The sequence below is a fragment of the Demequina silvatica genome (genome assembly GCF_000971215.1).
In the GTDB taxonomy this organism is placed as follows: Bacteria; Actinomycetota; Actinomycetes; order Actinomycetales; family Demequinaceae; genus Demequina; species Demequina silvatica.
In genome coordinates this window covers 273,016-292,964 of record NZ_BBMA01000006.1, presented here as the reverse complement: position 1 = coordinate 292,964, position 19,949 = coordinate 273,016, and the positions used below count along the sequence as shown (strand labels likewise).

Below are 19,949 nucleotides of genomic sequence, written 5' to 3'. Positions count from 1 at the left end.
CCACCCGAGCATCCACACACGCCGACGCGAACCCGGCGTCAGAGCCGCCGGGTAAGTCGTCGAACAGGTGTGCTGCATCCATAGAACCATCACACCACCGGGGTCTGACATTCCCGACAAAAGGGATGTGAAAAACGCCTCGCAATGCATATACCAGCGATGACATCATCCCGTGCGATTCCGCATACGATGCTGGGATGGCAGACCCCCGCGCCGAAGGCCGCCCCGCACGCCCCGTCCGTACCCTCACGGTGACCCGCACGGAGCGCCTCGCGCCCGGCATGGTGCGCGTCACGCTCACCGGCCCCGACCTCGACGAGCTTCCCGACCTCACCTTCACCGACCACTACGTGAAGTTGAAGTTCGGCGAGGTGACGCGCACCTACACGATCCGCAGCCTCGACATGAGCGCGCGGGAGCTCGCGATCGACTTCGTGATCCACGGCGACGAGGGCCTCGCCGGCCCCTGGGCCGCCGCCGCGCAGCCGGGCGACACGCTCAGCTTCGTGGGCCCCGGCGGCGCCTGGGCGCCGAGCCCCACGGCCGGCCTCGACCTCCTCGTGGGTGACGAGTCGGCGATCCCTGCGATCGCCGCCGCACTCGAGAACCTGGCGAGCACCAGGGACGATGCGCGGGTGGAGGCCTACGTCGAGGTCGCCGACGCATCGGAGGAGCAGGCGCTGCCCGCCACCGCACGCACGCGGGTCCACTGGATCCACCGCGGCCCCGCCGACGGCTACGGCGAGGCGCTTACGCGCGCGGTCGTGGCGGCGAGACTCCCGGACGGCGTCGCGCCCGAGGCTGTCGAGGCCTTCGTGCACGGCAACGCCGACATGGTGAAGCCGCTGCGCCGCCACCTCTTCAACGAGCTCGGCGTCCCGCGCGCGCAGGTGTCCATCTCGGGCTACTGGCGCACCGGTATGAACGAGGACGGCTGGCAGTCGAGCAAGCGCGACTTCAACGCCCAGATGGAGGCGGAGCAGGACGCGACCGCCGGATAGGGGCCAGGAGGACGATGCGCGGGCCGCCTACCCGCGCGCGTCATACTCCGCGCGGCTCGCGAGGATCCCCGGGTAGTGCCCGATCGCCCATTCGGCGAGCGCGCTCGCGGGCGTGATCAGCGTCGCGCCCCGTGGCGTCAGCGCATACTCGACGCGCGGCGGCACCTCGGCGAACACCTCGCGGCGCACCAGGCCATCGCGCTCGAGCTGACGCAAGGTCAGCGTGAGCATGCGCTGCGAGATGCCCGGCACGTGCGCCTGCACCTCTCCGAAGCGCAGTGTGCGCTCTCCGAGCGTCGCGATCACCAGGAGCGACCACTTGTCGCCGATGCGGTTGAGCACGTCCCGGATCGCGGCCTGCGTGTCCGCGGTGACGCCGGAGCAGGCGCTCTCGTAGGTGGTGAGGGGTTCGTCGACCAGGCTCACGCCGCCTCCAACGGGGTCACGCACACGCATGTGCCTTTTGTGGACGCGTCAACAGTCACGCACCATGGTGTTGCTTACTCATCGTAACCAATGTCGCGGGCGGCGCCCGCAGAGAAGAGTTCCCATGCTGATCGCCCTCTGGATCGTCAACGCGATCCTCGCCCTCGTGTTCGCCGCCGCCGGCAGCATGAAGGTGTCCACCCCGCGTGCCACGCTTCAGGAGAAGGGCATGGGCTGGACCGAGGACTTCAGCGACGGGGCCGTCAAGGCGATCGGCGCGACCCAGCTCCTCGCCGCGGTGGGCCTCATCGCCCCGGTCGTCACGGACGTCGCGCCCATCCTGACGCCGCTCGCGTCGGTGGGCCTTCTGGTCACCATGATCGGCGCGACCGTGGTGCACGCGCGTCGCAGCGAGCCCCTCGTCCCGACGATCGTCCTCGGCGCAGTCGCTGCCGCCTCCGCGGTCCTGGGCTTCATCGAGGTCCTCTAGCCTCGGCACGATGCGCGGGCCGGGCCTCGTCGGAGGACCCGGCCCGCGCATCGTCCCTCCTACATCTCCTCGTGCGTCTCGGGGTCGCCGTCGAAGAGGCGGCCGTCCGCGCGGCCGAGCGCGGTGATCGCCTCGACCTCCTCGGGCAGCAGCGAGAAGTCGGCGACGGACAGGTTCTCCACCTGGCGTGACGGCGTCGCGGACTTGGGAAGCGGCAGCGAGCCGCGCTCGAGGTGCCAGCGCAGGATCACCTGGGCGGGGGTGACCCCCAGCCGGGAAGCGGCGGCGACCACCACGGGCTCGCCGTACGGCGCCTGGCGCTTGCCGAGCGGGCTCCATGCCTGCGTGACGATCCCGAGCTCGGCGTGCTTCGCGAGCAGTGACGTCTGAGGGAAGTAGGGGTGCAGCTCGACCTGGTTGATGGCGGGGGTCACGCCGGAGTCGGCGATGATCTCGTCGAGCAGGCGCTCGTTGAAGTTTGAGACGCCGATCGACCGCACCACGCCGCGCTCGCGCAGCTCCACGAGCGCGCGCCACGCCTCCTTGTACTTGCCGGTGATCGGGTTGGGCCAGTGGATGAGCATGACGTCGATCCGGTCCACGCCCAGGCGCGCGCGGGATTCCTCTCCGGACGCGACGGCGCGCTCGAGGTCGTGATGGCGTCCGGGCAGCTTGGTCTGCACCGTCACCTCTCCGCGCGGGACGCCGGACTCGCGCAGGAAGTCGCGCAGGGCGCGGCCCACGATGCCCTCGTTCTCGTAGTTCACCGCGGAGTCGAGGAGCCGGTAGCCGTGCTCGAGCGCCGACAGGACCGCGCGCCCACCCTGGTCGCCTACCAGGGGGTACGTGCCGAATCCGATCGCAGGAACAGTGTGGCCGTCGTTGAGCGTGAGGTGAGGAAGGGTCATGAGCCCACCCTAGGACGGCCCGCGGGTTACCGTGACCAGGGGAAGGGAGCCTCCGCCATGGCCAAGCTCATCTACGCGATCAACTGCTCGCTCGACGGCTACTACGAGGACGCGGACGGGGGCTTCGACTTCACCGAGCCCGTCGACGAGCTCCACGACTGGTTCGCGGACCTCGAGGCGACCGTCGGCACGCACCTGTACGGCCGCAAGATGCACGAGGTGATGGCGGTCTGGCACGAGATGGCCGCAGACCCCGAGATCACGCCGCTGTACCAGCGCTTCGCGGACGCCTGGATCGACTCGGACACCGTGGTCTACTCGCGGACGCTGGACGATGCGGGGGTTCCGCGGGCGCGGATCGTGCGGGAGTTCGACCCGGCCGAGGTCGCGGCGCTCAAGGCGGGCGCGGATCGGGACCTGGACATCGGGGGGCCGGAGCTCGCGGGCCAGGCGATCGCCGCGGGGCTGGTGGACGAGATCGTGCTCGCCGTCGCGCCCGTGACCGTCGGTGGGGGCCGGCGCGCGCTGCCGGACGGCGTGCGGCTGCAGTTGTCGCTGCTCGAGCAGCGGGTGTTCTCCGACGGGACGGTGCTGCTGAGGTACGCGGTGCTCTAGGTCCGCGGTGTTCCGGAGGGACGATGCGGCGGCCGGGTTCGCGTCGAGGCGCGGGGGCGGGACCGCTCCGGCCCCCGCGCCTCGTGCGGTCCCTAGGCCTGCTGGTCGAACAACCAGTCGAGGATCACGTCGTTCGTGTACGTGGGGATCCATGCGCCGTGGCTGAACAGCGGCGTGGTGCCCTCCGGGATGGTCCAGAAGATGTGCTCGCTGCCGGTGCGGCGGGCCTCCTGGACCGCATCCTTGGCGAGGGCCTCCTGCTCGCGGTCGGACAGCAGGCCGGACCACTCCGCCCAGGTCACGGGCTCTCCAGCGGCCTCGACGCCCTGGAAGATTCGGTAGTCCGAGCCCGGTGCGTCGTAGGCGACCACGAAGTCGTCGACGGAGTGGATCGCCCAGATCGGGAAGTCCGCGAGCTCCGCCACGGCGGCGGCCTCATTGCCGGCGCCGCACACCACCACCGCGCCGGCGAACAGGTCGCTGCGCTGAGTGAGGATGCCCCACGAACCGTACGAGCCCATGGACAGGCCCGTGAGGTAGACGCGAGACGTGTCGACGTCGGGGTGCTCTGCGATGAAGGTCTCGACCAGCTCGATCACGGCCGCCTGCATCGAGGGCGCCCACCAGGCGCCCTTCGCGGGGTTGAAGGGCTCCGCCTGCGGGGAGAGGACGTAGGCGGGGTCCGACTTCTGGCGCGCCGGGTCGGCGAAGGCCGTCGAGATCTGGTTGCCCGCGATCTGGCTGAAGTTGTTCGACCCGCTCTCGCCGAACCCGTGGAGCGTCACGACGAGCGGGTACTTCTTGCCGGGCTTGGTGTCGGGTGAGTACGAGCGGTAGTTGATCTCCGGTCCTGCGGCGGAGGCGAGCGTTCCTGCGGCGTACTGGTCCGTGATCGGGTCGAGGTGTGCGGAGTTGGCGACCACGACATCCGGCTGCGCGGGCACCACGTGGTTGCGCTTGCCGATGTCGCCGGTCTGGGTGACGGTGTAGCCCCCGTCGAGGTCGTAGAACTGCGTGAACGTGCCGTCGTTGTAGGTGCCCGCCGACGTCGCCTCGTCGAGCTGGAGCTCGAGGATCACGTACCGCCCGGCGCGCTGCTTGCCCGTGATCTCAGGCGAGGCGGCGGTGTAAGCGTCGATCACGGTCCGGTCCCCGGAGATGCCGGGCGCGCCCACCGCGGCGAGGTTCACGTCGACGTCGAACGCGTCGGCGTCGACACCGGCGCCGCCGAGTTTGAGCTCGCGGTCGTATTCGACCGCCACGGCCGCCACCTGATAGCCGAGCGGTGTGACCTCGGTGATCAGCGTGGCGTCGACCACGGTGGCGTCGATCGTGCCGCCGCTGTCTGCCGCCGCAGTGGCGGTGGCCGCCGCGGTCATGAGGAGGCAGGTCGCCGCTACGGCGGTGCCTCGGGTGGTGAGTCTCTGCATGGTCCGCTCCTCGTCGTTGAGTTCGGGTGCTCGCGTACCGTCCTTGGTTCGCGCACATGCCAGCGACGTTGCGCGGGCACGGTCGGACCATATGCCCAACTGTTACCAGGTGGCAACATTTAGCGACGACCCGACGGCGCGACCCTCTCGGGTGAGGGCGAGGAGCCTCGCCTCACCTACGCGAAGCCTCGGGCCCCGACACCCATCGGTCGCGGATGGCGGCGTACGCGGTCGCCACGGTCGACGCGAGATCGATGCGAGGATCAAGCAGCCACTGCAGCTGCAGCCCGTCCATGAGCGCCACGAAGGCGCGCGCCTCGAACTCGGCCTCGGCCGGCGAGAACAGTCGGGTCTGGCCTGCGGCGCCGGCGTCGACGAGCAGGTGCGACACGTTCTCCACGGTCCGCGCATAGCGAGCCGCCATGAAGGTGCGGGCGGGGTGATCGGGGTCGGAGGCTTCGGCTGCCATGGTGAGGAGGAGCGCCACCAGCGCGCGGTGCTCGCCGTTGGCCGACACGAGGCGCGCGAACGCGTCGAGCTCGGAGAGGGGATCGCCGTCGGTCGCGATCGCGGCCCCGTTGGCGGCATCCGATCGCTCGAGCACGGCGGTGAGCAGCTCGTCCTTGGTGGCGAAGTGGCGGGACAACGCCGCGTGTGACACGCCGACCAGCTCGGCGATGCGTCGCATGGAGCCGCCCACGTAGCCGTGTCGGCCGAAGACCTCGACCGCTGCGTCCAGGATCTGCTCGCGCCGCAGGACCCCGGACCGGTAGGGCCCACGTGCGCCACGCGGCTGAGGCTGTGGATCCGAGATGCGGGCGGTCGTCATGCGCGCAGTATGCCGCGACCCTCGTGCGGCCGCGAGGGTCGGACGCGCTGCGGTGCGATGCTGGTACGGTCATTCGCTAGCGAATGAACATTCGAGCGCGTGGGAGAGGGCAGCACGCCGCGCCGCGCCGCATCGCAAGGAGGCGACCATGACAGCAGCGGACCGGCAGGACGGCGCGCGCCGCCCGCGGGTGATCGTCACCACGGACCCCGAGCTCGACGACCTGAACTCGATGCTCCGCCTGGTGCTCTACAGCAACGAGATCGACCTCGCCGGCCTGATCTACTCCTCGAGCCAGTTCCACTGGGCGGGCGACCCGGCCGCCGGCGTCGAGCCGCACCGCTGGCCCCCGGCGGGCGCTCGTGGCCACATCGACCAAGCGGTCGACGCCTACGAGCAGGCGTGGGACAACCTCAGGGTCCACGACGCGCGCTACCCATCGCCGGAGCATCTCCGAGCGCTCGTCAAGCAGGGCAACATCCTCACCAAGGGCGACACGGATCAGGAGACGGACGGCTCACGCCTCATCGAGGACGTCCTGCTCGACGGCGACGACCGCCAGGTGTTCGTGCAGGCCTGGGGCGGCACCAACACCATTGCGCGCGCCCTGCTCTCGATCGAGGAGCGTGCCAAGCGCGCCGGCACCTGGGAGGACACCTACCGCACGGTGGTCGCGCGCACCGTGATCACGAGCTTCGGCAAGCAGGACCAGACGTGGGACGAGTACATCCGCCCCCACTGGCCCGAGCTCGAGCTGCGCGAGGTCGCGACCCTGGCGTGGGGCTACTTCGCGCGCCTCGTGGTCCGGGACGAGGATCAGGTGTACCTGACGCCCGAGTGGATGGCCGAGCACGTCTCGGGCGTCGGCCCGATCGGCAGCGCGTACCGCGTGTGGGGCGACGGCCTTCAGATGGCCGCAGGCTTCGACGACGAGGATTACTTCGGGATCGCAGGTAAGACCAAGGACGAGCTCGAGGCGCTCGGCTACCGCGTCTGGTGCCCCGTGTTCCCGCCGGGCGCGTGGATCTCCGAGGGCGACTCCTCGAACTTCGCGATGCACATCGACAACGGCCTCCGGAACTGGGAGGGGCCGCACTTCGGCGGCTGGGGCGGCCGCCAGGCGCCCAGCCCTTCCGACCCCCACGAGTGGGTGAGCGGCCTCGCGCACGATTCCCTCCCGGAGGGCATGGCTCCTGTCGAGACCCCGTTCGGCACCACCGTCAACGACTACGCGGCCGCGCGCTGGCTCGGCGCGTTCCAGCGTGATCTCGCGACCCGCCTGCGATGGAGCGTGACGCCGCGGTTCGAGGACGCGAACCACGCGCCCGCGCTCACCGTGGAGCCCGGCGTGGACCTTTCCGGCGCGGCGGGGGAACGGGTCGAGGTGACGCTCCACGCGAGCGACCCCGATGGCGATGCCGTCGCTCTGACCGCGTGGGAGTATCGCGAGGCGGGATCCTGCGAGGGGTCGGCGACCGTAGAGCTGTCAGGGGCCACGCTCGCGATCGGGATCCCGGCGGACGCGCGCGCCGGCGACGCGATCCACGTGATTGTCGAGGCCGTGGACGATGCGCCGGTCCCGTCGACCTCGTACGCCCGGGTGGTGATCAGGGTCGCCTGATGGCGGCTCCGGGGCGCGGGACGCGCGCTCAGGGCGGGCTCGGTGCGGTAGCGCCGGGCCCGCCTTCGCGTGCGCGTTTCGACCCTCTGTGACTGTGCTCGCTCCCAGCGGACATATCCATTCAGCCTTTGATAACGCTTTGATAAATACCTTGCTGTCACTCGGGTTTGGGGTTACGGTGGCACGCATCGGTCCATGGAGGGGCCGTTCTCCCCACGCGGAAGGAACAAAGATGTTCTCGAAGAAGCGAGCACTGATCACCACGGCAGCCGCCGTGTCGGTCGCCGCTCTGGCGGGCTGCTCCGGCGGCTCCTCGTCCGACCCGACCACGAGCGGCGCCTCCGAGGGCGGCTCGGAGTCCGGCGGAACCGTGACCCTCGGCGTCATCGCCCAGGTCACGTCGTTCGCGGCAGCGAACGCCAACTGGGCCAACGAGTCGCCCATGATGCAGGCGGTCTACGACTCGCTGCTGCGCATGGAGCCGGACGGCACCATCTCGCCCAACCTCGCGACCGCCTGGGAGTGGAGCGAGGACCGCATGACCCTCACGCTCGACCTGCGCGACGACGTCACGTTCACCGACGGCACCGCGTTCGACGCCGATGTCGCCGCCCAGAACATCCTGCGCTTCCGCGACGGCACCTCCCCGAACGCCTCGAACCTCGGCCGCGTCGCGGACGCCACCGCGGTGGACGAGGACACCGTCGAGATCACCATGAGCGAGCCCGACCCGGCCCTCGAGGTGTACCTCACCCAGAACGCCGGCCTCCAGGAGTCGCCCGCGGCCTTCGACACCGCGGACGTCGACACCGTCCCGATCGGCTCGGGTCCCTACACGCTCAACGTGGGCGAGACCGTCGCCGGCACCACCTACGTGTTCGACAAGAACCCCGACTACTGGAACCCCGAGGACCAGCACTACGACCGCGTGGTCGCGAACGTCTACACGGACTCCACCGCCATGCTGAACGCGGTGCAGGGCGGCCAGGTCGACGTCGCCTCGGTGATCGACCTCACGCAGCTCGACCAGATGACGGCCTCCGGCTACGGCACCGTCACCAACCAGCTCGACTGGGTCGGCCTCATCCTCGCGGACCGCGGCGGCGTGCTCAACGAGGCCCTCGCGGACGTCAAGGTGCGCCAGGCGATCGCGTACGCGTTCGACCGCGACGCGATCCTGCAGGCGTTCTCCGCGGGCTACGGCACCACCACGGGCCAGATCTTCCCGACCACCTCGTCCAGCTTCGACGAGGCGCTCGACGGCACGTACCCGTACGACCCCGAGAAGGCGAAGTCGCTCCTCGCCGAGGCGGGCTACGCCGACGGCCTCGAGATCACCATGCCCTCGACGGCAGCGCTCAACCAGTCGTGGCTGACGCTCATCCAGCAGCAGCTCGCGGACGTGGGCATCACGGTGGTCTACGAGGACGTCGCGCCGGCGAACTTCATCTCCGACATGGTGGCGGGCAAGTGGCCGGCGACGCTGATGATCCTCCAGCAGGACCCGAGCGACTACCAGCTCGCGTCCTTCCAGATCGCCGCGGACTCGACGTTCAACTTCCTCCACTACGAGGACCCGACCGTCGAGGAGCTCATCGGTGAGATCCAGCTGGGCGACGAGGCCGCCGGTGCGGAGTTGAACCAGTACATCGTCGACCAGGCGTGGTTCGTGCCCTTCTACCGGACCGACAACACCAAGGTGGTCGCCGAGGGCACCACGGCAGAGGCGCAGACCGGCAACACGTGGCCGTATCTCTGGACCATCAAGCCGGTCGGCTGAGGCTGACCGTCACGGTGCCGGGCTGCGCCCCGCGCGGCCCGGCACCCACCCCCTCCCACTGAAGCATCGGCAAAGGATCCCTCCGATGGTGCAATTCACCCTGCGACGCCTGGGCGCTGGCGTCGTCCTCCTCTTCGCGATCACCACGATCGCGTACCTGCTCCTCTATCTCAGCGGCGGCGACATCGCCCGCCAGATCCTCGGTCAGACCGCGACGGAGGAGACCGTCGCGAAGAAGGCCGAGGAGCTCGGGCTCAACGAGCCGCTCATCCCTCGCTACGTCAACTGGCTCTCCGACGCCCTCCACGGCGACTTCGGCCGGTCGTGGTTCAGCAGCCAGCCGGTCGCGGAGACCATCACCTCCCGCCTCTCGGTGACGCTCACCCTCGTCGTCGGCACCGTGCTCATCAGCGCGATCGTGAGCATCGCGCTCGGCGTGTGGGCGGCCCGCAAGCGCGGCTGGGTCGACCGCCTGATCCAGGTGCTCTCCATCCTCGGCTTCGCGATCCCCAGCTTCCTCATCGCGATCCTGCTCGTGAACGTCTTCGCCCTCAACCTCGGCTGGTTCCAGCCCACGGGCTACATCCGATGGTCCGCCTCGCCGGCGGGATGGCTCGAGAGCGTCACGCTCCCGATCATCGCCCTGTCGATCGGTGCGGTCGCGGCGGTCGCGCAGCAGGTGCGCGGCTCCGTCATCGACGCGCAGCGGCAGGACTGGGTCCGCACGCTCCGCAGCCGCGGCGTGCGGGAGAACAAGGTCATCTACAAGCACGTGCTCCGTAACGCCGGCGGCCCCGCACTCGCGGTCCTCGCGCTGCAGTTCGTCGGCCTCCTGGGCGGCACGCTCATCGTCGAGCAGATCTTCGCCATCCCGGGAATCGGCCCCCTCACCATCCAGTCGACCACCCAGGGCGACATCCCCATCGTCATGGGTGTGGTCGTCGCCACGGGCGTGGTGGTCGTCGTCGTGAACCTCGTCTTCGACCTGCTGCAGGGGTTCCTCAACCCGAAGGTGCGTCTGTCATGAGCCAGTCTGCCGACGTCACGCTCGAGGTCGCCGAGAACGTGGGGCGCCGCTCCCACCTCGCGCGCCGCATGCTCAAGAACCCCACGGGGCTCTTCGCGATCATCGTGATCGCGCTCCTCATCCTCATGGCGGCCTTCGCTCCGCTCCTCACCAGCCAGGACCCGGACTACGCGGACATCCGCAACATCCTCGCGTCGCCGAGCGCCGAGCACCTCCTGGGCACCGACTCGGCCGGCCGCGACGTGTGGGCCCGCCTGGTCTTCGCGACCCGGTACAGCCTGCTCGGCGCCGCGCTCGCGACCTTCCTCGCAGCGATCATCGGCGTCACCTCGGGCCTCATCGCCGGCTACTACGGCCGCTGGTTCGAGTCCGTCAGCGCGTGGCTCACCAGCCTGGTGATGGCGCTGCCCGGCCTCGTGGTCCTCCTCGCCGCACGCGCGGTGATCGGCCCCACCCTGTGGGGAGCGATGGCGATCTTCGGAGTCCTGCTCGCGCCGGCGTTCTACCGCCTCACGCAGGCCGCGGTCATGGGCGTCAGGAACGAGCTCTACGTCGACGCCGCCCGCGTCGCCGGCGTCAAGGACCCGTCGATCATCGGCCGCCACATCCTCACGGTGGTGCGCGCGCCCGTCATCATCCAGGCCGCGATCGTCACCCTCATCGCGATCGCGATCCAGGCAGGCCTCGGGTTCATCGGCATGAGCGACCCGACCATCCCCACCTGGGGCGGGATGCTCAACGACGCCTTCACCAAGATGTACCAGCAGCCGCTGCTGCTCGTGTGGCCCGCGTCCATCATCGCCCTCGCGTCCGTCGCCTTCGCGCTGTTCGCCAACGCACTGCGCGACGAGCTCGAGCGCTCCGCCAAGCCCAAGAAGGCCAAGTCGAAGACCAAGGCCGCCGTGAACGCGGAGGGTGCGCCCGCCGAGGTCCACGCCGAGACGGAGGCCGCCCCGCGCGACCTGCTGCTCGAGGTCGACGGCCTCGTGGTCGGCTACGACCAGCCGGACGGCTCGCTCACGCAGGTGGTCAACGGCGTCTCGCTGACGGTCCGCAAGGGCGAGGTCCACGGCCTCATCGGCGAGTCCGGGTCGGGCAAGACCCAGACGGCGTTCTCGATCCTCGGGCTCCTCCCCGAGGGCGGGCGCGTCGCGGCCGGCAGCATCGTGTTCGACGGGGACGAGCTCACCGGCAAGTCTGTCAAGCAGATGCGCAAGATCCAGGGCAAGCGGATCTCCTACGTCCCGCAGGAGCCGATGTCCAACCTGGACCCGTCCTTCACCATCGGCAGCCAGCTGGTCGAGCCGATGCGGGAGACCCTCGGGATCTCCGGCAAGGAGGCGAAGGCGCGCGCGCTGGACCTCCTCGCCAAGGTGGGCCTGCCCGACCCGGAGAAGACCTTCCGGTCCTACCCGCACCAGGTCTCGGGCGGCCAGGCGCAGCGCGTCCTCATCGCCGGAGCGATCTCCTGCGAGCCGGACCTCATCATCGCCGACGAGCCGACCACGGCCCTCGACGTCACCGTCCAGGCCGACATCCTCGACCTGCTCCGGGGGCTCCAGCAGGAGCTCGGCGTGGCCGTGCTCCTGGTGACCCACAACTTCGGTGTGGTCGCGGACCTGTGCGACCGCGTGTCGGTCATGCAGAAGGGCCGGATCGTCGAGACCGGGCCCGCCCGGTCCATCTTCGCGGGCCCGCGCCACGCGTACACCCAGTCCCTGTTCGACGCGATCCTCGAGGACGGCGCCGCCCGCGGCTCGCTCTCGCACTCGTCGGACCGTCACGTCAACGCCGGAGGTGCCAAGTGACCGCCGCAGAACCGCTCCTCGAGGTCACCGACCTGGTGGTGGAGTACCCGATCAAGGGATTCGGCCGCAAGCCGTTCCGAGCGCTCAAGGGCGTGTCCATCGACGTCAAGCCCGGCGAGTGCGTGGGCCTGGTGGGCGAGTCCGGCTCGGGCAAGACCACGCTGGGCCGTGCGGTGCTGGGCCTCGCGCCCGTCACCGAGGGCTCGGTCAAGTTCAAGGGTCGCGAGATCGGCACCATCTCCCGCCGCGAGCGGCGCGAGCTGTCCGAGGACATCCAGGTGGTGTTCCAGGACCCGTACACGTCGCTCAACCCGTCGCTCACCATCGAGCAGACGCTCGCCGAGCCGCTGCGGGTGAAGAACGTGTCCGCGGCGGATGCCCGCAAGCGCGTGCGCACGCTGCTGGACCAGGTGGGGCTTCCCGCCGACGCCGCGCAGCGCCTGCCGCGCGAGTTCTCCGGCGGTCAGCGTCAGCGCATCGCGATCGCGAGGGCGCTCGCGCTCGAGCCGGCGCTGATCGTCTGCGACGAGCCGGTGTCCGCTCTCGACCTGTCCACCCAGGCCCGCGTCCTGGACCTGTTCAAGGACATCCAGGAGGCCACGGGCGTCGCGTACCTGTTCGTGTCGCACGACCTCGCGGTGGTGCGACACCTCAGCCATCGCGTTGCGGTGATGTACCACGGCGAGATCGTCGAGTACGGCGACGGGGACAAGGTCACCTCCGACCCCGAGCACCCGTACACGCAGCGGCTCCTCATGGCGGCCCCGGTCGCCGACCCCGACCGCCAGGCCCAGCGCCGCGCGGACCGGGCCCGGATGCTCGAGGCCCAGCGCGAGGCCGACCTTCAGGCGGGCGCCGCCTGAGGCGCGCCCGACCAGCCACGCACCACACGTAAGGAACATCGCATGACCACCCCCGACATCGAGGTCGCCGCCGACCTCGACGCCCTCATCGCCCGCCTCTCCCTCGAGGAGAAGGTCGAGCTGCTCACCGGCCGCGACTTCTGGTCGACCGTCCCGATCGAGAGCATCGGCCTGCGGTCGATGACCTTGTCCGACGGTCCGTCGGGCGTGCGCGGCCCCGTGTGGGACGAGCGTTCCCCGTCGCTCAACCTGCCCAGCGCATCGTCCCTCTCCGCGTCCTTCGACCCCGCGATCGCGTACCGCTACGGCCGCGTCGCGGCCGCCGAGGCCCGCCGCAAGGGCGTCGACGTGGTGCTCGGCCCCACCATCAACATCCACCGCTCGCCGCTGGGCGGCCGCCACTTCGAGGCGTTCAGCGAGGACCCGCGCTTCACTGCCGACCTCGCCGCCGCCTACGTGAACGGCCTCCAGGACGCGGGCGTGGGCGCGACGCCCAAGCACTACGTCGCGAACGACTTCGAGACGGAGCGCTACACCGCGAACGTCGAGGTCTCCGAGCGTGCGCTGCGCGAGGTCTACCTCCTCGCCTTCGAGCGGGCGGTCGTGGAGTCGCGCGCCTGGCTGGTGATGAGCGCCTACAACTCGATCAACGGCGTCACCGCGACCGAGAACGACCTCCTCACCAGCCCGCTGGTCGACGAGTGGGGCTTCGACGGCGTGGTGGTCTCCGACTGGACCGCCGTCCGCACCATCGACTCCGCGAAGGCGGACCAGCACCTGGTGATGCCCGGGCCGCACGGCCCGTGGGGCGCAGCGCTGGTCAAGGCCGTCGAGGCCGGCGAGGTCCCCGAGGCCGCGGTCGACGACAAAGTGCGTCGCATCCTCCGCCTCGCGCAGCGCGTGGGCGCGCTCGGCGACTCGGCACCCGCGGAGGTGCAGGCCGAGGACGGCCCCACGTTCGCCCGTGAGGCCTCGGCCGAGGGCATGGTGCTCCTCGAGAACCGCGGCCTGCTCCCGTGGGACGCCTCCGCGCTCCGCTCGGTCGCGGTGCTCGGCTCCAACGCCGAGCAGGCCCGCACCCAGGGCGGCGGCTCCGCCACGGTGGTGCCCGAGCGTGTCGACCCGCCGCTCGAGTGCCTGGTCAAGGCGCTGCCCGGCGGCGACGTCCGCTACTCCGTGGGCGCGATCAACCAGGTGGGGCTCGCGGGCCTGCAGGGCGACGTGCTGGTCAACCCCGTCACCGGCGGTCCCGGCGCGCGCGTCACGTTCCGCGACGCGGACGGCGGCGAGCTGTTCGCGGAGGACCGCCTTGCGACCGAGTTCGTCTGGTTCGGCGGCGACGCCCCGATCGCCGCCAGCCGCCGCGTCGAGACCGACTTCACGCTGGTCCCCAAGGGGGACGCCGAGGTCGAGCTCGGCTGCGCCGTCACCGGCCACGCCCGCCTGTGGATCGACGGCGAGCTCCGCATCGACGAGATGCTCACGCCCGAGGGCGACGACCTAGGTGCCGCCCTGCTGTCGCCGCGCCCGACAGGCGTGCCGGTCTCGCTGCGCGCCGGCGTCCCCGTCGAGGTCCGCTTCGAGGTGGACCTGGGCGAGAGGGACGATGCGCTGGCCGGGGCCCTCGCGTTCACCGTGGGCACGCGTCCGGTCCAGTCCTCGCCCGAGGAGATGATCGCGGAGGCCGCCCGGGTGGCGGCGGAGTCGGACGTCGCCGTCGTGGTGGTGGGCACCAACGAGAAGGTCGAGTCCGAGGGCTTCGACCGCGACTCCCTCGCGCTTCCCGGCCACCAGGACGCGCTGGTCGAGGCCGTCGCGGCCGCGAACCCCCGCACCGTGGTGATCGTGAACGCCGGCTCGCCGGTGCTGATGCCGTGGCGCGAGCGCGTGGGCGCGGTGCTGGTCGGCTGGTTCGGCGGGCAGGAGTTCGGGCACGCGCTCGTCGACATCCTCACCGGCGTGGTCGAGCCCGGCGGACGCCTCCCCACCACGTGGCCCGCCACCGAGGCGGACGTCCCTGTCCTCGACGTCACCCCCGTCGACGGCGTGCTCACCTACGACGAGGGGATCCACGTGGGCTACCGCGCCTGGCTGCGTGCCGGCGCGACGCCCGCCTACTGGTTCGGGCACGGCGCCGGCTATGCGACCTTCGAGGCCTTCGACCTCACGGTCGACGGCCCGGTGACCGCGGACCGCGACGCGACCGTCGAGGTCACCGTGCGCAACACCGGCGACCGCGCCGGCAAGCACGTGGTGCAGCTGTTCGCCGAGCGCGACGGCTCGACCGTCGAGCGTCCCGTCCGCTGGTACGTGGGCCACGCCGTCGCCCGCCTGGACGTGGCCGAGGAGGCCCGCCTGCGCATCGTCCTCCCCCACCGTGCCCTCGCGCACTGGGACGGCGGCTGGCAGGTCGAGGGCGGCACGTTCACGCTGCGTGCCGGCACCACGGCCGCGGACCTGCCGCTCACCGCCGAGGTCGACGCGCGATGACCGCGATCCCCAACCCGCTGCTGCCGGGCTTCAACCCGGACCCGTCCGTGGTCCGCGTGGGCGACACCTATTACATAGTGACGTCCACGTTCGAGTACCTGCCCGGCATCCCCGTCTACCGGTCGACGGACCTGGTCGAGTGGGAGCGGATCGGGAACGTCGTCACCCGCCCGGAGCAGGCCGAGCTCGAGGAGGTGTCGACCGCCGGCGGCGTGTGGGCGCCGACCATCCGGCACCGCGACGGCGTCTTCTACGTGATCGTGACCATCGCGATGGGCCGGGGCTGCGTGGTGTACTCCGCGATCGACCCCGCCGGCCCGTGGGACGACGGCGTGCTGATCGGGGAGATCGAGGGGATCGACCCCGACCTCAACTGGGACGACTCCGGGGTCGCGTTCGTCACCTACTCCGGCCTGGTGACCACGGGCGAGGACTTCGGGAAGCACACCGGCATCCGCCAGGTGGACGTGGACCTCGCGACGGGCGCGGTGCTGTCGGAGAAGCGCTCGCTCCAGGTGGGCACCGGCGGCATGTTCCCCGAGGCCCCGCACGTCTACAAGCGCGACGGCTGGTGGTACCTCATGATCGCCGAGGGCGGCACCGAGCGCGGCCACAGCGTGTCGATCGCACGCTCGCGCGACCCGCACGGCCCGTTCGAGAACGGCCCGGCCAACCCGATCCTCACCGCGCGCGGCACGGACCGCCCCGTCCAGAACACCGGCCATGGCGACCTGGTCGAGACGCCGGACGGCGAGTGGCTCATGGTGCTGCTGGGCGTGCGGCCGCGCGGCGCGGTGCGGTCGTTCTCCGCGCTCGGCCGCGAGACGTTCCACACGCGCGTGCGCTGGGTCGACGGCTGGCCCGAGGCGGACCCGGTGCTGCTCGCCCCGCGCCCCGGCGACGTGGTCGAGGAGATCGACCTGGGTGCGCCTCTCGACGGCGGCTGGATGGCCGTGCGCCGCACGCCTGCGTCCGTGATCTCACCCGTCGAGCGCCCCGGCGCGCTCACCCTGCGCGGCGAGGGCACCGGCATGGACGCCCTCGCACCCGTGTTCGTGGGCAGGCGGCAGCTCCACCAGACCGCGTCCGTCCGGGTGACGGTGAGGGTGGACGATGCGGCGGGCGGCCTCGCGGTGAGGTACGACGAGGCGACGTTCTACGAGGTGGTGGCGGAGGGCCGCGGCGACGTCACCGAGGTGACCGCGCGCGCGGTCGTCCCCGGCTTCGAGCGCGTGGCCTCCGTCACCGTGCCGGCCGGGCCCGTGGAGCTCGAGCTGGCCGCGGTGCGGCCGGAGGCGACCGCCTTCGTGTCGATGGTGACCAGCGACGTGGTGCGGTTGATCGCACGCGCGGGAGGGGTCGAGCACGTGCTCGCCGAGGTCGACGGGCGCTCGCTGTCCGCGGAGACCGCCGGATCCTTCACCGGTCGCGTGGTGGGGCTCGTCGCGCTGAGGGGCGACGTGTCCTTCGAGGGGTGGCGCTATGAGGGATCTGACGCGTAGCGCCGCCGTCGGCGGGGGAGGAGCGCCCCTTCCCCGCCGGCACCCCTCGGGCGACCGGCGCGGCTCAGGCGAGCCGGTCGGGCGCGCGGAACGGCTCGATCACCAGCGTGTCGAGGTAGCGCTTGACCTCGACCGTCATATCGACGCTGTCGCGGTTGAGCAGCCACTGCACCTGCAGCCCGTCCATGAGGGACACCAGGTGGATCGCGGTGCTCCGAGGCTCGATGCCGTCGCGCAGCCCGCCTTCGGCCTGGAGCTGCTTGAACGCACCTGTCACCAGATCGCGCACCCAGTCGTACCGCTCGATGAAGTAGCCGTGCGCCGGGTGGTCCGGGGTGGTCGCCTCCGCGGACAGCGTGCAGTAGAGCTCCACCACGCCGGGCTGGTTCATGTTGCGCTCGGTGATGTCGATCATGTTCTGGATGAGCGACCGGCCGTCCGCGGTGTCGACGTGGAAGTCGCGGGTCGCGACGTCGTCGCGGTGCTGGAGGGTCGCGATGAGCAGCGCCGCCTTGGTCGGGTAGTGGTGGAGCAGGCCCGCGTCGGACAGTCCCACGCGCTCGGCGACCTCGCGGAGCGAGCCGGAGCGGAAGCCCGACTCTGCGAACACCAGCAGGGCGGCGTCGAGGATCTTCTGCTTGGTCGCGCGGGTCTTCGCGTAGGGCCCGCGGGGTCCTCGCGTCTTCGGCGTCGTCGCCATGCTGCCTCCCTTGGCGCGTGCGTCCCGTCTTCCCCCCGGAAAACCGAGCGCACGCTCGCATTTCCACCACTGTACCCCGCGCGGCGCGGAAGCGACATCGTTTCACATCGACCCTCGCGGCCGATTGACACCGCGCGCCCGGCACGGTTCACTGGCACGAAGCACTCTACATGCTTATTTGAATCAATATGCAGGAGTCGACGATGACGCGCTTGCCCACCCCCGATGCCGACCACGGGATCGCTCCCGAGCGCCGGTGGCGGATCGGCGAGATCCCCTGGCTCACCGAGGTCGAACGCAACCCGCGCACCCGCGTGATCATCGACAACGACTTCATGGGCGACCCGGATGACCTGTTCCAGCTGGTCCACCACCTGCTCTCGCCCAGCGTCGAGATCCCGCTCATCGTCTCCTCGCACCTCCACGAGGGCGAGCCGTGGGACCCCAGCGACCGCCAGGCTGCGAACGGCGCGCTCGTGGTGCGCGACGTCCTGGCCCGCATGGGGATCGACGGCGACGGCCGCATCGTCGCCGGCGCGGAGGCCGCGCTCGCGGACCCCGCGACGCCTCGCGACACCCCCGCCGCCCGCGCGATCATCGCCGAGGCGCTGCGCGACGACCGGCGACCCCTCTACTACGCGGCCGGCGGCGGCCTCACCGACCTCGCCTCGGCGCTGCTCATCGAGCCGGCGATCGCGGAGCGCATGACGCTCGTGTGGATCGGCGGCTCGGAGCACCCCGGGCTCGGGATCATCGCTCCCGGCGTGCCGGCGGCCGAGTACAACCTCACCATCGACATCCCCGCCGCGCAGGCCGTGTTCGGCGACTCCGCGATCCCGATCTGGCAGGTGCCGCGCCCCGCGTACCGCCAGGCGATCGTGAGCTTCGCGGAGCTGCGCACCGGCATCAAGCCGCTCGGGCCCGTGGGTGCGTACCTCTACGACGAGCTGCTCGAGGTGGGCCGCATGCTCGCCGCGTTCGGCATGAATGCGGGCGAGACGTACGTGATCGGCGACCAGCCGCTGGTGCTCCTCACCGCGCTCCAGACCGCGTTCGAGCCGGATCCGGCCTCGAGTTGCTACGAGACGCGGCCCACCCCCCGCATCGATGCGGAGGGGCTCTACGCGGACCGCCCGGACGGGCGGCCCATGCGCGTCTACACCGCGGTGGACAACCGCCTCACCCTCGACGACCTCCGTGCGAAGCTCGCGGAGCTGGCAACCTGGCAGGAAGGACAGTGACGATGGAGACGCTGACGCACGCACTCAAGGGCTACGCCGACCCGCGGCTGGAGGAGGTGGTCGACCGCCTCGAGGGCTACCTCGCGGCCGACGACGACCTGTCCTTCCAGATCGCGGCATACAAGGACGGCCGTCTCATCCTCGACGCGCAGGGCGGCTCGCACCTGGGTGCCGACTCCCTGATGACGCCCTTCTCGGTGTCGAAGAACTCCATCGGGATGACCGTGGCGCTGCTGGTGCAGCGTGGAGCGCTCGACCTTGACGCGCTCGTCGCCGATTACTGGCCGGAGTTCGGTGTGCGAGGCAAGGACCGCGTCACCGTCCGCCAGCTCCTGTCCCACCAGGCGGGGCTCGCGGAGACCACGCCTGCGCTGAGCTGGGACCAGCTGCTCGACCACCACGCCGCGGCTGACGCGCTCGCGGCCGCGTGGCCCCTGTGGCGGCCCGGGAGCTCGTTCGGGTACCACGGCATCACCATCGGCAACCTCGCGTCGGAGCTGATCTTCCGCGCGACCGGCCGGACGCTCCACGAGGTCTACGAGCAGGACGTCCGCTCCGTCCTGGGGGTCGACTTCTACCTGGGGCTTCCGCCGGAGCTCGACCACCGCCGCGTCGCGACGCTTCCGATGGTGCCGCCCGAGGGAGCCGCCGCGGAGGAGTCGCCGTTCAACCCGATGGGCGCGCTCGTGTTCGGCGCGGTGCGGCCGGGAGCCGAGGTCGACGCCGCGAACGACGAGCGCTCGTGGCGGTTCGGCCACCCGGGCGTCTCCGCCTCCGTGTCCGCGCGCGGGATCGCGTCCCTGTTCGCCGGCTGCGTCACCGGGATCGACGGCGCCGAGCCGCTGCTCACCGAGGACACCGTCGCGCGCGTGGGCGAGCAGCAGGTGCGCGGCACCGACGTGGTGCTCGGCCAGGCGGACCGGGCGCACGGCATCGTGTTCCAGAAGCAGAGCGCGCAGCTCGGCTGGGGCGGCGTGCGCAGCTTCGGCCACGACGGCGCCGCCGGCGCGGTCGGCTGCGTCGACCCGGAGACGCGCATCGCGTTCGGCTTCACCATCGCCCGCGGCGCGTGGCCCGGCGGCGGCGACGCCCGCGCGATCCGCATCGCCCGAGACCTGGGGGCCATGGACCTGTGAGTGGTGTCCGTGCGTTCGCCGGGTGAAGGGTCGGCGCCGAGGGAGGAAAGCGGGAGGACATGCCTCCCTCGGCGCCGGTCCG

The 19,949-nt window shown here is 71.0% G+C and carries 17 protein-coding genes; 12 read left to right on the top strand and 5 right to left on the bottom strand.

Features of this window, described 5'->3' with window-relative positions; translation table 11 throughout:
- The first annotated feature begins 197 nt into the window (after positions 1–197).
- The gene (locus AOM05_RS10555) at positions 198–1,001 is read left to right on the top strand and encodes a siderophore-interacting protein (RefSeq protein WP_062522001.1); all 804 of its coding nucleotides are present in this window, start codon (positions 198–200) and stop codon (positions 999–1,001) included.
- A 27-nt stretch (positions 1,002–1,028) separates the two neighbouring features.
- Here the strand turns inward: AOM05_RS10555 and AOM05_RS10550 are convergent, their stop codons facing one another.
- Positions 1,029–1,427, bottom strand: coding sequence for a winged helix-turn-helix transcriptional regulator (locus AOM05_RS10550; RefSeq protein ID WP_304512057.1), 399 nt, complete (start codon positions 1,425–1,427; stop codon positions 1,029–1,031).
- 124 nt (positions 1,428–1,551) lie between these two features.
- Between AOM05_RS10550 and AOM05_RS10545 the strand changes: the two genes are divergently transcribed.
- Entirely contained in the window at positions 1,552–1,917 is a 366-nt protein-coding gene (locus tag AOM05_RS10545) for a DoxX family protein (RefSeq protein ID WP_062521999.1), read from the top strand.
- 59 nt (positions 1,918–1,976) lie between these two features.
- Here the strand turns inward: AOM05_RS10545 and AOM05_RS10540 are convergent, their stop codons facing one another.
- The gene (locus AOM05_RS10540; protein ID WP_062521997.1) at positions 1,977–2,825 is read right to left on the bottom strand and encodes an aldo/keto reductase; all 849 of its coding nucleotides are present in this window, start codon (positions 2,823–2,825) and stop codon (positions 1,977–1,979) included.
- Positions 2,826–2,882: 57 nt separating this feature from the next.
- On the opposite strand from AOM05_RS10540, the gene AOM05_RS10535 reads away from it, so the two are divergent.
- Complete coding sequence (locus tag AOM05_RS10535) at positions 2,883–3,440, top strand: dihydrofolate reductase family protein (protein WP_062521995.1); 558 nt, start codon at positions 2,883–2,885, stop codon at positions 3,438–3,440.
- A gap of 92 nt (positions 3,441–3,532) precedes the next feature.
- Here the strand turns inward: AOM05_RS10535 and AOM05_RS10530 are convergent, their stop codons facing one another.
- Entirely contained in the window at positions 3,533–4,870 is a 1,338-nt protein-coding gene (locus AOM05_RS10530) for a prolyl oligopeptidase family serine peptidase (RefSeq protein WP_062521993.1), read from the bottom strand.
- A 172-nt stretch (positions 4,871–5,042) separates the two neighbouring features.
- Positions 5,043–5,699, bottom strand: coding sequence for a TetR/AcrR family transcriptional regulator (locus tag AOM05_RS14705; protein ID WP_062521991.1), 657 nt, complete (start codon positions 5,697–5,699; stop codon positions 5,043–5,045).
- Positions 5,700–5,847: 148 nt separating this feature from the next.
- On the opposite strand from AOM05_RS14705, the gene AOM05_RS10520 reads away from it, so the two are divergent.
- The 7 genes from AOM05_RS10520 (at position 5,848) to AOM05_RS10490 (ending at position 16,790) form a co-directional block, all read left to right on the top strand.
- Positions 5,848–7,320 carry a DUF1593 domain-containing protein gene (locus tag AOM05_RS10520; protein WP_062521989.1) on the top strand — a complete coding sequence of 491 codons (1,473 nt, stop codon included), beginning with the start codon at positions 5,848–5,850 and terminating at the stop codon, positions 7,318–7,320.
- Positions 7,321–7,552: 232 nt separating this feature from the next.
- On the top strand, positions 7,553–9,100 hold the full coding sequence (locus tag AOM05_RS10515) for an ABC transporter substrate-binding protein (RefSeq protein ID WP_062521986.1): 1,548 nt from the start codon (positions 7,553–7,555) through the stop codon (positions 9,098–9,100).
- Positions 9,101–9,185: 85 nt separating this feature from the next.
- Positions 9,186–10,127, top strand: coding sequence for an ABC transporter permease (locus AOM05_RS10510; protein ID WP_062521985.1), 942 nt, complete (start codon positions 9,186–9,188; stop codon positions 10,125–10,127).
- Positions 10,124–11,935, top strand: coding sequence for a dipeptide/oligopeptide/nickel ABC transporter permease/ATP-binding protein (locus AOM05_RS10505; RefSeq protein ID WP_062521983.1), 1,812 nt, complete (start codon positions 10,124–10,126; stop codon positions 11,933–11,935). The genes AOM05_RS10510 and AOM05_RS10505 overlap by 4 nt, the downstream gene beginning before the upstream one ends.
- The gene (locus tag AOM05_RS10500) at positions 11,932–12,798 is read left to right on the top strand and encodes an ATP-binding cassette domain-containing protein (RefSeq protein ID WP_062521981.1); all 867 of its coding nucleotides are present in this window, start codon (positions 11,932–11,934) and stop codon (positions 12,796–12,798) included. Before AOM05_RS10505 ends, AOM05_RS10500 begins: the two co-directional genes overlap by 4 nt.
- Positions 12,799–12,840: 42 nt before the next feature.
- The gene (locus AOM05_RS10495) at positions 12,841–15,288 is read left to right on the top strand and encodes a glycoside hydrolase family 3 protein (protein WP_062521979.1); all 2,448 of its coding nucleotides are present in this window, start codon (positions 12,841–12,843) and stop codon (positions 15,286–15,288) included.
- Positions 15,285–16,790, top strand: coding sequence for a glycoside hydrolase family 43 protein (locus AOM05_RS10490; RefSeq protein ID WP_062521977.1), 1,506 nt, complete (start codon positions 15,285–15,287; stop codon positions 16,788–16,790). The genes AOM05_RS10495 and AOM05_RS10490 overlap by 4 nt, the downstream gene beginning before the upstream one ends.
- A gap of 64 nt (positions 16,791–16,854) precedes the next feature.
- Here AOM05_RS10490 and AOM05_RS10485 read toward each other — a convergent pair whose 3' ends face one another.
- Positions 16,855–17,490, bottom strand: coding sequence for a TetR/AcrR family transcriptional regulator (locus AOM05_RS10485; RefSeq protein WP_062521975.1), 636 nt, complete (start codon positions 17,488–17,490; stop codon positions 16,855–16,857).
- A 203-nt stretch (positions 17,491–17,693) separates the two neighbouring features.
- On the opposite strand from AOM05_RS10485, the gene AOM05_RS10480 reads away from it, so the two are divergent.
- A complete protein-coding gene (locus AOM05_RS10480) occupies positions 17,694–18,731 on the top strand; it encodes a nucleoside hydrolase (RefSeq protein WP_062521973.1) in 1,038 nt (345 codons plus the stop codon).
- 2 nt (positions 18,732–18,733) lie between these two features.
- Entirely contained in the window at positions 18,734–19,867 is a 1,134-nt protein-coding gene (locus tag AOM05_RS10475) for a serine hydrolase domain-containing protein (RefSeq protein ID WP_062521970.1), read from the top strand.
- Positions 19,868–19,949: the final 82 nt, after the last annotated feature.

What these genes read in the sequence shown, in the direction of transcription:
- AOM05_RS10555 (WP_062522001.1), top strand. Translation starts at nt 198, where the DNA reads ATGGCAGACCCCCGCGCCGAAGGCCGCCCCGCACGCCCCGTCCGTACC.
- AOM05_RS10545 (WP_062521999.1), top strand. Translation starts at nt 1,552, where the DNA reads ATGCTGATCGCCCTCTGGATCGTCAACGCGATCCTCGCCCTCGTGTTC.
- AOM05_RS10540 (WP_062521997.1), bottom strand. Translation starts at nt 2,825, where the DNA reads ATGACCCTTCCTCACCTCACGCTCAACGACGGCCACACTGTTCCTGCG.
- AOM05_RS10535 (WP_062521995.1), top strand. Translation starts at nt 2,883, where the DNA reads ATGGCCAAGCTCATCTACGCGATCAACTGCTCGCTCGACGGCTACTAC.
- AOM05_RS10530 (WP_062521993.1), bottom strand. Translation starts at nt 4,870, where the DNA reads ATGCAGAGACTCACCACCCGAGGCACCGCCGTAGCGGCGACCTGCCTC.
- AOM05_RS14705 (WP_062521991.1), bottom strand. Translation starts at nt 5,699, where the DNA reads ATGACGACCGCCCGCATCTCGGATCCACAGCCTCAGCCGCGTGGCGCA.
- AOM05_RS10520 (WP_062521989.1), top strand. Translation starts at nt 5,848, where the DNA reads ATGACAGCAGCGGACCGGCAGGACGGCGCGCGCCGCCCGCGGGTGATC.
- AOM05_RS10515 (WP_062521986.1), top strand. Translation starts at nt 7,553, where the DNA reads ATGTTCTCGAAGAAGCGAGCACTGATCACCACGGCAGCCGCCGTGTCG.
- AOM05_RS10510 (WP_062521985.1), top strand. Translation starts at nt 9,186, where the DNA reads ATGGTGCAATTCACCCTGCGACGCCTGGGCGCTGGCGTCGTCCTCCTC.
- AOM05_RS10505 (WP_062521983.1), top strand. Translation starts at nt 10,124, where the DNA reads ATGAGCCAGTCTGCCGACGTCACGCTCGAGGTCGCCGAGAACGTGGGG.
- AOM05_RS10495 (WP_062521979.1), top strand. Translation starts at nt 12,841, where the DNA reads ATGACCACCCCCGACATCGAGGTCGCCGCCGACCTCGACGCCCTCATC.
- AOM05_RS10490 (WP_062521977.1), top strand. Translation starts at nt 15,285, where the DNA reads ATGACCGCGATCCCCAACCCGCTGCTGCCGGGCTTCAACCCGGACCCG.
- AOM05_RS10485 (WP_062521975.1), bottom strand. Translation starts at nt 17,490, where the DNA reads ATGGCGACGACGCCGAAGACGCGAGGACCCCGCGGGCCCTACGCGAAG.
- AOM05_RS10480 (WP_062521973.1), top strand. Translation starts at nt 17,694, where the DNA reads ATGACGCGCTTGCCCACCCCCGATGCCGACCACGGGATCGCTCCCGAG.
- AOM05_RS10475 (WP_062521970.1), top strand. Translation starts at nt 18,734, where the DNA reads ATGGAGACGCTGACGCACGCACTCAAGGGCTACGCCGACCCGCGGCTG.